The organism is Gemmatimonadaceae bacterium (genome assembly GCA_035606695.1).
Classification (GTDB): Bacteria; Gemmatimonadota; Gemmatimonadetes; order Gemmatimonadales; family Gemmatimonadaceae; genus JAQBQB01.
Window position 1 is genome coordinate 84555 of the sequence record DATNEW010000036.1, and the last position, 13261, is coordinate 97815.

11 protein-coding genes are annotated in these 13261 nt (G+C 65.8%); 4 read left to right on the forward strand and 7 right to left on the reverse strand.

What is annotated here, in order from left to right; translation table 11 throughout:
* Positions 1 to 32: 32 nt before the first annotated feature.
* The 5 genes from VN706_20125 to VN706_20145 are packed head-to-tail and all read right to left on the reverse strand — an operon-like array spanning position 33 to position 4531.
* A complete protein-coding gene (locus tag VN706_20125; GenBank protein HXT17949.1) occupies positions 33 to 347 on the reverse strand; it encodes a hypothetical protein in 315 nt (104 codons plus the stop codon).
* Positions 347 to 985 carry a uracil-DNA glycosylase family protein gene (locus tag VN706_20130; protein ID HXT17950.1) on the reverse strand — a complete coding sequence of 213 codons (639 nt, stop codon included), beginning with the start codon at positions 983 to 985 and terminating at the stop codon, positions 347 to 349. Before VN706_20130 ends, VN706_20125 begins: the two co-directional genes overlap by 1 nt.
* Position 986: 1 nt before the next feature.
* Positions 987 to 2474, reverse strand: a complete 1488-nt coding sequence (gene glpK / locus VN706_20135; GenBank protein HXT17951.1) for a glycerol kinase GlpK — start codon at positions 2472 to 2474, stop codon at positions 987 to 989.
* Positions 2471 to 3493, reverse strand: a complete 1023-nt coding sequence (gene mtnA / locus VN706_20140) for an S-methyl-5-thioribose-1-phosphate isomerase (protein HXT17952.1) — start codon at positions 3491 to 3493, stop codon at positions 2471 to 2473. Before mtnA ends, glpK begins: the two co-directional genes overlap by 4 nt.
* Positions 3494 to 3505: 12 nt before the next feature.
* Positions 3506 to 4531, reverse strand: coding sequence for a hypothetical protein (locus tag VN706_20145; GenBank protein HXT17953.1), 1026 nt, complete (start codon positions 4529 to 4531; stop codon positions 3506 to 3508).
* A 76-nt stretch (positions 4532 to 4607) separates the two neighbouring features.
* On the opposite strand from VN706_20145, the gene VN706_20150 reads away from it, so the two are divergent.
* The 4 genes from VN706_20150 (at position 4608) to gyrB (ending at position 8934) form a co-directional block, all read left to right on the forward strand.
* A complete protein-coding gene (locus VN706_20150) occupies positions 4608 to 5384 on the forward strand; it encodes an enoyl-CoA hydratase-related protein (GenBank protein ID HXT17954.1) in 777 nt (258 codons plus the stop codon).
* Complete coding sequence (gene recF, locus VN706_20155; GenBank protein ID HXT17955.1) at positions 5381 to 6526, forward strand: DNA replication and repair protein RecF; 1146 nt, start codon at positions 5381 to 5383, stop codon at positions 6524 to 6526. Before VN706_20150 ends, recF begins: the two co-directional genes overlap by 4 nt.
* Complete coding sequence (locus tag VN706_20160; GenBank protein ID HXT17956.1) at positions 6523 to 6834, forward strand: DUF721 domain-containing protein; 312 nt, start codon at positions 6523 to 6525, stop codon at positions 6832 to 6834. The genes recF and VN706_20160 overlap by 4 nt, the downstream gene beginning before the upstream one ends.
* A 153-nt stretch (positions 6835 to 6987) precedes the next feature.
* The gene (gyrB, locus tag VN706_20165) at positions 6988 to 8934 is read left to right on the forward strand and encodes a DNA topoisomerase (ATP-hydrolyzing) subunit B (protein HXT17957.1); all 1947 of its coding nucleotides are present in this window, start codon (positions 6988 to 6990) and stop codon (positions 8932 to 8934) included.
* A gap of 92 nt (positions 8935 to 9026) precedes the next feature.
* Here the strand turns inward: gyrB and VN706_20170 are convergent, their stop codons facing one another.
* Together VN706_20170 and VN706_20175 are read right to left on the reverse strand one after the other, a co-directional pair.
* Complete coding sequence (locus VN706_20170) at positions 9027 to 10583, reverse strand: lipopolysaccharide biosynthesis protein (protein ID HXT17958.1); 1557 nt, start codon at positions 10581 to 10583, stop codon at positions 9027 to 9029.
* Between the two features lie 119 nt (positions 10584 to 10702).
* Positions 10703 to 13213 carry an ADOP family duplicated permease gene (locus tag VN706_20175; protein HXT17959.1) on the reverse strand — a complete coding sequence of 837 codons (2511 nt, stop codon included), beginning with the start codon at positions 13211 to 13213 and terminating at the stop codon, positions 10703 to 10705.
* Between the last annotated feature and the right edge of the window lie 48 nt (positions 13214 to 13261).

The following is a 13261-nucleotide window of genomic DNA, read 5'->3' on the forward strand; positions in this document are numbered from 1 at the left end:
CCTGCGGGGGCGTTCGGCCTACTCACTGACGATTAGCGCGTATGCCCCAACAGCGCACTCGCCGCCACGATCCCGGCCGCGTCCCACGCGAGATCCTTGAGACTCGGATCGCCGCCCGTCTTGCGATCGCGCAGTTCCTTGCCCACGCTCACCCCCGCGCTGAGAAATGTCGCGCCCGCCAGCGACGCGCCGTGCGACGCCCCGACGGCGCGCAACGCGCTGAACGACACACTCTGCACGAACGCCGCGGCGAAGAAGTGCTTCGCCTTGTCGGCCGAGAACCAGCGATCGCCGCCGGGGTGATCGTCCGTTCCGTGCAACGCGAACAACAACAATAATCCTCGCATCAGGCTGCCCCTCGTTTGGCGCGGTCGCCGCGCACACCATTGACGGCCAGCTCTCGGCCGATCAAGTCCAGCGCGCGCTCGAGCAGCGCGGGATGATCGTCCTGGTGAATCCAGCTGCTCGCGCCCGACGGATGCGGCAAGGGGATCGCGAGCGACGTGCCGCCCGCGTGCGAAACCTGGTGCGCTCGCCCGATCAATTGGTCGAGCGGCAGCTTCGGCAAGAATCGCTCGATCGCCAGGCGGCCAACCGGAATTAGTAACTTTGGGCGAATAATTCGTAGCTCGGCATCCAGCCACACGGCGCACGACGCCTGCTCGGCCGGCGATGGCACGCGATCGCCGCGCCCAGCGGGATGCGGTCCCGGATAGCATCGCGTGATCGCCGCGATGTAGATCCGACGACGCGCCGTCGCTTCGTCGATGCCGATTCGCTCGAACCAGCGAAACAACGTCTTGCCTGCGCGGCCCGCGAACGGCTTGCCACCCGCGGCTTCGACCTGCCCCGGCGCCTGTCCGACCAGCATCACCTTCGGCGACGTCGCGCTCGAGACGATCGGCACCACGTTCGATTCGTGTCCGCACATGCGACAATCGGCGAGTGCTCGACAATGCTGCGCGAGCGAAGACTTTACCGACATGCTACCGCTCCTCGGCCCCGCGATCGCGCGCCCACGACACCGCCGCACGGGCGGCGCGGCGCCAGCCCGTCGTGAGTCGCTCGGCATCCGCGCGACTCATCGCCGGTGTGAACGTCGTGAAGCGGCGCGTCGCGAGAAACTCCGACGCATCGCGCCACACGCCGGCCGAAAGCCCGGCGAGTCCCGCGGCGCCGAGCGCCGTCGTCTCGACCATATCCGGCCGCTCGACCGGCACGCCGAGCAAATCGGCCTGGAACTGCATCAGCCATTCATTGGTCGTCGCGCCGCCGTCGACGCGCAGTCGCTCGAACTTCGTTCCGCTCGCGTCCGCCATGCTCACCAGCACTTCAGCCGTTCCATACGCCATCGCCTCGAGTGTCGCGCGCGCGAGATGCGCACGACCCGTTCCGCGCGTGATGCCCACGATCGTGCCGCGCGCGTTCGGCTCCCAGTACGGTGCGCCGAGTCCGGTGAGGGCGGGGACGAAGTAGACGCCGCCGTTCGACTCCACCGATCGCGCCAGCGCGTCCGTCTCGGCGGCTGTCTCGATGAGCCCGAGTCCGTCGCGCAGCCACTGCACCGCCGCGCCGGCGATGAAGATCGCCGCCTCGAGCGCGTACACAGGGTTTCCGCGCTCATCGCACGCGATCGTCGTCAGCAAACCCGGCGCGCCCACCGGACGCTCCGTTCCCGCATTGAGCAGCAGAAATGCCCCGGTGCCGTAGGTGTTCTTGCTCGCACCGCGCGTCCAACAGCCTTGGCCGAACAACGCCGATTGCTGATCGCCGGCAACTCCGCGTATCGGCGCTTCGATACCGAGTGCGTCGCGCGCCGTCTCGCCGAAGTCGCCGCTCGACGCGCGCACCTCGGGCAGCATTTCCATCGGCACGCCGAACAGCTCACACAACTCGGCGCTCCACGCCTTCGTGTTGACGTCGTAGAGCATCGTGCGCGACGCGTTCGTGTGATCGGTCGCGTGCACCGCGCCGCCGGTGAGCCGCCAGATCAGCCATGAGTCGATCGTGCCCGCGGCGAGCTCGCGTGGACGATAGCGCTCGAGCAGCCGATGCTCGCGCAGGAGCCACTCGAGTTTCGTCGCCGAGAAGTAGGGATCGGGAAGCAGACCGGTGCGCGCGTGAATCCACTCGGTGCGCGGCGCGAGCTCGGCGCACCGCGCCGTGGTGCGCCGATCCTGCCACACGATCGCGCGATGTACGGGCTGCCCCGTCGTGCGCTCCCACACGACGACGGTCTCGCGTTGGTTCGTAACGCCGATTGCTTCGGGCTTTGCGTTCGCGGCGCGCATCGCGTCGGCCGCCGACCGCTTCACGCACTCCACAATCTCGAGCGCGTCGTGCTCGACGCGATCGGGCTCGGGAAAATACTGCGGCACCTCGCGATAGCCGCGGCCGGCAACGTGGCCGTCGGCGCCGATCATCAGGCAGGTGACGCCGGTCGTGCCGGCGTCGATCGCCAGAACGTACTTCATGCGAACGAGTACGGCGGCTTGTGCACGCCGCGATCGCTCACGATCGCCGTGATGAGCGCCGCCGGCGTCACGTCGAAGGCCGGGTTGTAGATCGCGACGTCGTTCGGCGCGGTGAGCGATCCGAAGCCGCAGCGCACCTCGTCGGGCTTCCGCTGCTCGATGAGAATTTCCTCACCGCTCCGCGTCTCGGAATCGAACGTGCTCGTGGGCGCGGCGACGTAGAACGGAATGCCGTGATGTTTGGCCGCGATCGCGACGCCGTACGTGCCGATCTTGTTCGCCGCATCGCCATTCGCCGCGATGCGATCCGCGCCGACGATGCACAGGTCGACTTCGTGCTCCGCCATGAGCGACGCCGCGGCGCCGTCGACGAGCACGGTGACGGGAATGCCGGCGCGCTTGAGCTCCCACGCCGTGAGACGACTGCCTTGCAGCAACGGCCGCGTTTCGTCCGCGAACACTTCGACATGTTTGCCCTGCTCGACCGCGACGTAGATCGCGGCGAGCGCGGTGCCCATCCCACCCGTCGCGAGCGCGCCGGCGTTGCAGTGCGTGAGCACGCGCGCGCCGTCGGGAATGAGCGTGGCGCCGTGTTCACCGATCTTGCGGCACATCGCGCGATCTTCGTCGAGAATACGCGTCGCTTCGTCGTGCAGAGCGTCGGCCACGTCGCGCGCTTGGGCATGCGCGCGCTGCGCCGTCTTCAACATGCGATCGACCGCCCACGCGAGATTCACCGCCGTCGGACGCGCCGCGCGAATGCGTGCGTGCGCTTGCCGGAGATGAATCATCAACTCGTCGACGCACCGTTCGCCGCCGTCCACGGCGAGCGTCATGCCCATGGCACCGGCAATGCCGATCGCCGGCGCGCCGCGCACGGCAAGCGTCAGGATCGCGTCATGGACCTCTTCGACGCTGCGCAGATCGCGATACACTTCGCGGCCCGGAAGCTCGCGCTGATCGAGAATCCGCACGCCCTGTCCGTCGCTCGACCAGGCGACCGGTTGGATGACGTCCATGAATGAAACGTACTAAACGTCGGCGCGCGGCGCCTTGCGTCGCTCCGGAAAATGCTTGTCGAGGAAGGCGATGAGCGCGCGCTCCTCGGGCGAATGCGCCTGGCCGAGGTTGGCCGCCGTACGACGCGCTCGAGGGAGCGGGATCGTCTCGCCATCGTCGAGATAGCGCGCCACCACCATCGGATGCACGTACGACTTCCGGCAGATCGTCGGCGTGTTGCCGAGCTCCGACGACACGAGGCGCATCGCGAGCGCGACGTTGCGCTTCGCTTCCGTCTCCGAGCGCGCCGGTCCGAGCTCGGCGAGCACGGTTGCCGCGCGCAGCGTGCCGCCCCATGTGCGAAAATCCTTCGCGCTGTATCCGCCGACGCGACGCTGCAGATACTCGTTGACGTCGCGCGCGGTGATCACGTGCCACTTCCCGTCCTCGCGATAGCGAAACAGCGCCGCCCCGGGGGTCTTCAGCTGCCGCGCGACGAGGCGCACGAGCTCGCGATCGTGCACGAACTGACGCTGCTTGATGCTGCCCTTGCCGCGATACTCGAAGCACGCCGTGCCGCCCAGGAGATCGACGTGCGACTTGCGCAGCGTCGTGATGCCGAACGTGCCGTTCTCCTTCGCGTATCGCTCGCCGCCGATTCGGCAGAACGTTTCGCTGATGATGCGCAGCACCGTCGCGGCGACCGTGTCTGCATCGAGTGACTGCGCGCGCGCGTTCGGCTTCGCATCTTCACGGAGCGCGCGACGCACCTTGGGCAAGTCCTTCGCGAGCTGCCGCACGCGATGGTACTTCCGAAGCTCGCGCCGCTCGACCGCGCGATCATTGTAGCGATACTGCTTCCGTCCTCGAGCGTCGAATCCCCACGCTTGAATCGACGAGCGCGGGGTCGCGGCGATGTGCACGTCTCGCCACGCCGGCGGCACGCGCAGCGCGTCGATGCGCTCGAGCGTGCGCTTGTCGCGCACCGCCCGGTCGCTCTCATCGACGTACCGAAACCCTGATTTCCTGGTGCCAAGGCGGCGGATCCAACGGGACATATCGGTCCCGATTGGCAAGATCTTTACCGCGGATCAGGCCGCGCGCGCATCCGCCCGAAGCGGTAAATTCTTCCCCATGTACGACACTCTCCTCTATGACGTCGCCGGCCGCATCGCGACGATCACCGTCAATCGCCCCGACAAGCTCAACGCCCTCAACGATCGCGTCATCGCCGAGTTGGGCGAGGCCATCGACGCCGCGCGCGCCGACGACGCCGTGGGCGGCATCATTCTCACGGGCGCCGGTCGGGCCTTCGTCGCGGGCGCGGACATTTCGGAGCTCGAGAAGCACAGTGCCATTTCGGCGAAGGCGCTCGCGCGTCGCGGACAAGATGTGTTCCGCCGCTTCGAGAATTCACCCAAGCCCACCATCGCCGCGGTCAATGGCTTCTCGCTCGGCGGCGGCTGCGAGCTGGCGATGGCCTGTCACATCCGACTCGCGGCGGATAGCGCGAAGTTCGGGCAGCCCGAAGTGAAGCTCGGCCTCGTCCCGGGCTACGGCGGCACGCAGCGATTGGCGCGGCTCATCGGCAAGGGCCGCGCGTTGCAGCTGCTGATGACCGGCGAGATGATCGACGCGCAGGAAGCGTATCGCATCGGCCTCGTGAATCGCGTCGTGCCCGCGGCCGAGCTTCTCGACGCGGCGAAGAAGATGCTCGAGACGATTCTCGGCAACAGTCCGCTCGCCGTGGCGCACTGCATCGAGCTGGTCGATCGTGGCTACGACATCACACTCGATGAAGCACTCGCCTATGAGGCGACGGCGTTCGGGTTGCTCGCCGCGACGGACGACAAGCGCGAAGGGACGCGAGCGTTTCTCGAGAAGCGGGCCGCCAGCTTCAAGGGCATGTGACCGCGCGGGATACCGCGCGGCTCGTGCGGCTCGACGTTCGCGATTTTAGAAATCTCGAACGCGTGGAGCTCGAGCCGCCGCCCGAGGGCGTGGTGCTCATCGGAGAGAACGGCCAAGGCAAGACGAATCTGCTCGAGGCCATCTACTACCTGCAGATCCTCCGCTCGGCGCGCGGTGCGCGCGATCGGGATCTCATTCGGTTCGGTGCCGAGGCGTTTCATTTGCAGGCCGACGTCGAGACAGATTGCGCGCGGCAAGTTGGCGTGGGCTTCGAACGCGCGGGCAAGCGCAAGCGCGTGCGTCTCGACGGCGCCATTCCCGAGCGCTTGAGCGATGCGCTCGGCGCGCTGCCGTCGGTGATGTTTTCGCCCGACGACGTCGAGCTCGTCGCGGGATCGCCTAACGTGCGACGGCGATTTCTCGACATCATGCTCGCGCTCACGACGCGCGGCTATTTGCCGGCGTTGCAGCGCTATCGTGCGGCGCTCGCACGACGCAATGCGGCGCTGCGTGACGCGGTCCGATCAAATAAGACCGGTTCCCAGGTGGCCGCGCACGCGGCTGTCTGGGAACCGGCGCTGGCGGAGCATGGTGCGGTGATCTGGTCGGCGCGTGCGGCTTGGGTGGAGTCGGTTGCGCGGCGCTTCGAGGCGTTGTGTCGCGAGATCGGCGAGTCGGCGAACGTGCGCATGGCGTATGAGAGCGCGATCGAGCCGGGACAGGATCCCGTCGCGGCGCTGGCGGGGGCGCTCGAGGCGAAGCGTGGGATCGATCTCAAGCGCGGCCTCACGCACGCCGGTCCGCATCGCGACGACGTGTGCGTCACACTCGACGGACGCGATCTGCGAACGTTCGGCTCGGCGGGCCAGCAACGCACCGCCGCGATCGCGCTGCGCATGCTCGAGGCGGCTACGTTCACCGAGCGGCTCGGCCGGCGGCCGGTGTTTCTGCTCGACGATCCGTTCGCCGAATTGGATGCGCGGCGTGCGACGCGGATTCTCGAGATGCTCACGCGCGAGAGTGGCGATCAGCAGATCATTCTCGCGGTGCCGCGCGAGAGTGATATTCCGAGCGAGCTCACCAGTCTGGCGAAGCTGCGTGTCGCAAACGGGAGGGTCGGATGGTTCGAGGGAGTCACGTGACCCAACCGCCCAAGAAAAAGCGCCCTGAGCCCATCGGCAACATCGTGGCGAGCTGGTTGGGTGAGAGCGGGCTGGCGGATCGCGTCGAGCAGGCGGCGATCATTCCGGACTGGCCGAAGCTGGTGGGTCCGCAGATCGCGTCGGTGACGACGCCGCAATCGATCAGCGCGAACGGGACGTTGTTCGTGCACGTGACGACGAATGCGTGGATGAACGAGCTGTCGTTGCTGGAGCCCGAGCTGTTGCGTTCGCTGAACGCGAAAGCCGACCGTGTGCCGATCCGGAAAATTCGGTGGTTACTTGGATGATAAAGCCTTGTATGGCAATCGGTTGTCTAGATCACAAAATGTTGCATACAGCGTGAGAATTGATTAAATTCCTCGGTCTGCACACAGCGCGATTTTCGGGTTTTCATCGGGCTGCAAGAAACTGCTTTTCATGGCGCACTTTCTAGGTGACTAATGGCGAAATCGACCGCGGACGACGGGAACAAGGGCAAGTACGACGCAGGCAATATTCAGGTGCTCAAGGGCCTCGAGGCGGTACGCAAACGCCCGGGCATGTACATCGGTTCGACGTCGGAGCGCGGCCTGCACCATCTGGTGTGGGAGGTCGTCGACAACTCGATCGACGAGGCGCTCGCCGGTCACGCTGATACGGTCCGCGTCACGATTCACGAAGACAATTCGATCACCGTCGACGACAACGGCCGCGGAATTCCGACCGACATCCACCCGACGGAAAAGATGCCGGGTGTCGAGCTCGCGCTCACGGTGCTGCACGCCGGCGGCAAGTTCGACAAGGACAGCTACGCCGTCTCAGGCGGTCTGCACGGCGTCGGCGTCTCGGTCGTGAACGCCCTCTCTGAAAAGCTCAAGGTGTGGGTCAAGCAGGAAGGCAAGGAGCACTACATGGACTTCGCGCGGGGTGACACCACCACGAAGCTGAAGATCCTGCGGGATGTGCCGAAGCGGGAAACGGGCACCAAGGTCTGGTTCAAGCCGGACCACACGATCTTTACAGATCTCATCTATCGCTACGACACCGTGGCGATGCGCCTCCGCGAGCTGTCGTTCCTCAACAAGGGCGTGATGATCACGCTCACCGACGAGCGTGCCGGCCAGGAAAAATCCGAAACCTTCCATGCGAAGGGCGGCTTGAAGGAGTTCGTCGCGCATCTCAACGCCACCCGCAAGCCGCTGCATGCCGACGTGATGTACGTCGAGACGTCGCGTGACGACGTCGGCATCGAGATCGCCATGCAGTACAACGACGGCTACAACGAGAACGTCTTCTCCTTCGTCAACAACATCAACACGCACGAAGGCGGCACGCACCTCACGGGCTTCAAGTCGGCGCTCACGCGCGTGATCAACACCTACGCGCAGAAGGGCAACTTCCTCAAGAAGGCGGATTTCACGCTCTCGGGCGACGACGTGCGCGAAGGACTGACCGCCGTGATCTCGGTCAAGGTTCGCGAGCCGCAGTTCGAAGGGCAGACCAAGACGAAGCTCGGCAATTCCGAAGTCGAGTCGGCGGTGAAGACGCTCGTCAACGAGTGGCTCGCCGCGTATCTCGAGGAGCATCCGCGCTCGGCGAACATCGTCATCGAGAAGGCCGTGTCGGCGGCGCGCGCGCGTGAAGCGGCGCGCAAGGCACGCGATCTCACGCGTCGAAAGTCGGCGCTCGACGTCGGCAACCTGCCGGGCAAGCTCGCCGACTGCTCGCTGACCGATCCCGCGATGTGCGAGCTCTACCTGGTCGAGGGCGACTCGGCCGGCGGCTCGGCGAAGCAGGGGCGGCGCCGCGACTTCCAGGCGATCCTGCCGCTGCGCGGCAAGATCATCAACGTCGAGAAGGCGCGCATCGACAAGGTGTTGTCGAACGAGGAAATCCGAACGATCATCACCGCGATCGGCTCGGGCATCAAGGAGGAGTTCGAGCTCGGCAAGGCGCGCTATCACAAAATCATCATCATGACGGACGCCGACGTCGACGGCGCGCACATTCGGACGCTGTTGTTGACGTTCTTCTACCGGCAGATGCCGGAGTTGATCGAGGCGGGCTATATGTACATCGCGCAGCCGCCGCTCTATCGCGTGGCGCGCGGCAAGGAAGAGTATTACGCGTACGACGAGCAGGAGCGCGACGAAATCGCGGCGCGTCTGGCCGGACCCGACGCGAAGCACAACGTGAATCTTCAGCGCTACAAGGGACTCGGCGAGATGAATCCCGACCAGCTCTGGAATACGACGATGGATCCGGAGCGGCGTACGCTATTGAAAGTCGGCTTGGAGGACGCGGTGGCCGCCGACCACATCTTCCAGACGCTGATGGGCGACGAAGTCGAGCCGCGCCGGGTGTTCATCGAGCAGAATGCGCAGTTTGTGAAGAATCTGGATATTTGATCGAGCTGCCGGTGTCGGAGTCATAAGACGTCCGACTGGCGCCGCGAATCGGAAAACTCAGACGGAGGCGAGTGTCCATGACACTCGCCTCTTCACGTTCGAGACAGTGAGGGCAGCAGCGCCCGCACGGCTGCCCACTCTCCTCGGCGGAAGAACCCCGTCATGACGAGCGCAACAGGCAGCGCAAACAAGAGCAGCAGCTTGATCCCCAGTCCTGATGCCGAGAGTGGATCCACGCCGTGCGCAGCGACAAGTCGGTCGGCCACGAAAATCGCCAGCACAACTGAGCCGACGTGTGCAATGCGTCCCCACTCGAACGGCACCGGGTAGACGCGGTTCGCGCGCCATGCGCCGAGCGAAGCCATGAGGGCGAATGACGCGGGCGTCGCCCACGCCACGCCGATCATACCCCAGCGCGACTCCGCCACGATGCAGATGGCGATATTGAGCGCGGCGCCCGCGCCCGCGATCCATGGCAGCTCGCGCGTTGTCCTCTCGATATACAAGCTCGCGGTCACTACGGCGTACATCCCGCTGAACACGTAGCCGAGGAGAATTACTGGAACGATCGGCAGTCCGACCCAGTACGCAGGCTTGATGTATCGATGCACCGCCGACACCTGAACGAGCGACGGCAGAAGGAGTGCAACGCCGAGGAACACCGCGGCGCACACGAGCATCAGGGCGGTCAACACGCGCGAGTAAAGCTGCGGTGCGCCGCGCTGGCCCGCGTGCTGCAGGGAGAAGGGCGTCCATGCGAGCCGGAACATCTGCACGACGAGCAGCATCGCGACTCCAAGCTTGTAGTTGAAGCTGTAGATGCCAACGACGTCTTTCGACAACATGCCGTACTCGGCACGCGCCGTCGCCTCGGGCAGATAATTGAGCACGATCCGATCGCCGTTCTCGACGAGCATGACGGCGAGCATGGCGGGCATGATCGGCAGGGCGTACTTCCAGAGCGCTTTCCATGGTGCGCCCCGCAGAAGCGCCGGCCGCGTCAGCCGGCCGATCTCGGCCAGGAAGAGCGCGAGCACCGACAGGTTCGCAACGACGTTCGCCAGGAAAATTGCTTGCACACCCCAGTGCAGCCGCCCGATCAGGACGATGTTGAGCGCCACGCTGATGACGACGAAGAGAAGCCGCAGGATCGCATACCGCCATGAGCGATTCGTCATTCGCAAATGCGCATACGGCACCGCGAGCAGCGCATCGGAGTACACGATGGCCATCGTGTATCGAATGGAGGCTGCGTCGAGCCGCGCCGCGCCCGACAACCACGGGGCCGCGAGCAGCACGATCGCCGTGATCGCGCCGCCGATCACAACGACCATTCCGAACGACATGGTGAACACGCGTTGCCGCTCGCGAAGATCGGCGCGCGATGACGCGCTATTCCGCATGTACGCCACGTCCATCCCGAGATACAGCGCGATCGAAACGATGGGGATGTACGAGTAGACGACGCTCTGAACCCCGTTCTGCGCGGGATCGAAATGATGCGCGTAGTACGGCTGCAGCAGGTAGCTCAATAACCGGCCGACGATCGAGCTGAGCCCGTATACGAGGGACTCGCGACCGAGCCGCTGCAGCTTCGCGCCGAAACCGCCGCCGAACGCCGTGTCTCCGGCCGAGCCGCCGCCGTTCACGGCGTCGAAGCGACCCTGCCCGTTGAACTCACCGGCAGATTCTGTGGTGTTTTGGGTGCGGCCATACTCGGCTGGGTCTCTCGCTTGATACGCGAAAAATGTATCGCCGTGGTCGCTGTTCAGCCTCGCAACGACATCCCCGCGTCGATCCGCATGATCCGTCTCGCCGGCAGGAACGTCGCCACGACACCCACCACGCCCACGATCGCGAGCGCCGCGACATAGGTCGTCGCATCCAGCGACTTGATCCCGAACAGGAACGACGCCACCAGTCGCGACGTTCCGATCGCCACCAGCGCGCCACTCCCCAAGCCGATGGCGACGACCATCGCGCCACGTCCGACCGTCGACCACAGCAGCGTTCGCTCGTCCGCGCCAAGCACGAGACGCAACCCCAGCTCCTTGCTGCGCTGCGACACCACGAACGCAACGACGCCATACACACCGAGACTCGCCAGCGCGAGCGCCGTGAGGGCGAAGCCGAGCAGGAGGACCGCGACGACGCGCGTCGCCGACATCTCCGCGCTCACGATCTCGTCGAGCATCCGCACGCTCGACAGCGACATCGGCACCGCGCTCGCCTGCGCCGCGCGCGACACGGTCGTCGCGACGGCCGGGCCGCTCATGCTCGTTCGCACCAGGAGCGTCGCGCCGAAGCGGGGCGATTGCTGATCTTCGGATTGCAGCGTGTACACCGCCGGCGAACGCGCCGCATCGACCGAGCGGAATCGCACGTCGCGCACGACGCCGACGATCGTCATCGGCCGCGCATTCGGTTGATCGAGCGCCAGCGCCTTGCCGACCGGAGAACGGTCGCCGTACAACTCGCGCGCCATCGTCTCGCCGATCACGGCCACGGGATGATCGCCCATCGTGTCGGCATCGACGAACGTGCGTCCGCCGACGAGCGAAATACCAAGCGTTCGGAAGTAGCCGCTCGACACACCGTGCAGCTCGGCCTCGATCGGTCGGTCGCCGCCGACGCCACCGATCGAGTGCACGCCGAGCGTATAGAGACACGCGACGTCGAACGGCACGCAACCCGACGTCGCCACTGACGTGATGCCGGGCATCGTCGTGAGCTGCGCGATGAAGTCCGCCCGGCGTATGCGCGCGGACGCGGACGTATCGTTCGACGCGACGTGCAGCGTCAACACGCCCTTTGGCTGAAATCCCAGGTCGACGTGCAGCAGGACGTCGAGACTGCGCAGCATCAAGCCGGCGGAGATCAGCAGCATCGTCGCCAGCGCGATCTGCGCGGCGACCAGCAACTGCCGGCCCTTCACCGGCGACGTCGCATGCAGATCGCCCGACGTCGCGATGAGCTCCTTCGCATCGACACGCGCGGCCGCGATCGCCGGACCGATGCCGAACAGCAGCGTTGCCGCGATCGTCACGAGCGACGCGAAGACGACGACGCGCATGTTCGGATCGAACGACGCGCCGGCGAGCAAATCCGTGCCGCGCAGCAGCACCCAGTTTTGTGGGAGGGCGGGCCGAAGTGCCGCGAGCGCTTGCGCGCAGAACGATCCGAGCAGAATTCCGCACGGCAGCGCAACGAATCCGAGCAACGCACACTCCGTCAGCACCTGGCGCGCCACTCGCCCGCCCGATGCGCCGAGCGCGAGCCGCACGCCCATCTCGCCGCGGCGCGCGTGGCCGCGGGCGAGCAGGATCGACGCGATGTTCGCACACACGATCGCCAAGAGACCGATCACCGCCGCGCTCATCAGCGCGAGAATCGGTTTGACGAGCGGATGACGGCGCGCTTCGGCGAGCGAGACGACGCCAATGCCGCGATCCTGCTTGTCGGCGACGAATCGATTGGTCGCGATCTGATCGATGAGTGGAAGCGCGGCGCGCAAATACACGCGCTCCCGATCGAGCGTCACGCCCCGACTCGTGCGCGCGATGACAGTTCCCGAAAGACCGGCGAGCTTTTCGGTCCAGCGCGCCGACGGATCGATGCGCGACATCATGCGCACCGGCAGCCATGCGTCGGCGCCGATGGTGAAGCCGGTGAAATGCGGCGGCATGACGCCGATGACCGTCACCGGCGAACCATCGATCTCGAGTGTCGTGCCGATGACACCCGGACTCGCGCCGAACGCGGTGCGCCATAGACGGTCCGAGATCATCCCGACCGTCGTCGGATGTGTCGCCGAATCCTCGTCGGCGGCGAACGATCGTCCCAATTTTGGCTCGATCGAGAACGTCGACAACAACGAACGCGTGATCGCTTCCAGACGAATCGGATGATCGTCCTCATTCGGCAGGCGGACGAGCGCGTCCGACCAATCGGCGAATCCCATGTCGTCGAAGCCCGCGGCGGCTTGCTTCAGCAGCTCGTATCGCGCGAAGGTCCACGCCACGGTATCCTGTCGCGCGCGCGCCTTCACGCTCACGGTCTGAAACGGCACCACCAGCCGCTCGGCCATGGGAAACGGGAGCGGCCGAAGCAGCATCACATCGACCAGCGTGAACACCGCGGCCGCGACGCCGATGCCGAGCGCGATCGACACGACCATGACTGTCGTACCGAGTGGTGTCCGAGTCAGTTGTCGACGGCCGAATCGCAGATCCTGCGCGGCAGAACTGCCCCAACGGCCCCACATCGACATGAACGCCATCGCGTCCTCAGGTGGCTCGGATGCCGCGTCTCAATGAACGATGCGTGC

Excerpts from the sequence above, each read along its gene's own strand:
- VN706_20125 (HXT17949.1), bottom strand. The coding sequence starts at position 347 with ATGCGAGGATTATTGTTGTTGTTCGCGTTGCACGGAACGGACGATCAC.
- mtnA (HXT17952.1), bottom strand. The coding sequence starts at position 3,493 with ATGGACGTCATCCAACCGGTCGCCTGGTCGAGCGACGGACAGGGCGTG.
- VN706_20175 (HXT17959.1), bottom strand. The coding sequence starts at position 13,213 with ATGGCGTTCATGTCGATGTGGGGCCGTTGGGGCAGTTCTGCCGCGCAG.
- glpK (HXT17951.1), bottom strand. The coding sequence starts at position 2,474 with ATGAAGTACGTTCTGGCGATCGACGCCGGCACGACCGGCGTCACCTGC.
- VN706_20150 (HXT17954.1), top strand. The coding sequence starts at position 4,608 with ATGTACGACACTCTCCTCTATGACGTCGCCGGCCGCATCGCGACGATC.
- gyrB (HXT17957.1), top strand. The coding sequence starts at position 6,988 with ATGGCGAAATCGACCGCGGACGACGGGAACAAGGGCAAGTACGACGCA.
- VN706_20145 (HXT17953.1), bottom strand. The coding sequence starts at position 4,531 with ATGTCCCGTTGGATCCGCCGCCTTGGCACCAGGAAATCAGGGTTTCGG.
- VN706_20130 (HXT17950.1), bottom strand. The coding sequence starts at position 985 with ATGTCGGTAAAGTCTTCGCTCGCGCAGCATTGTCGAGCACTCGCCGAT.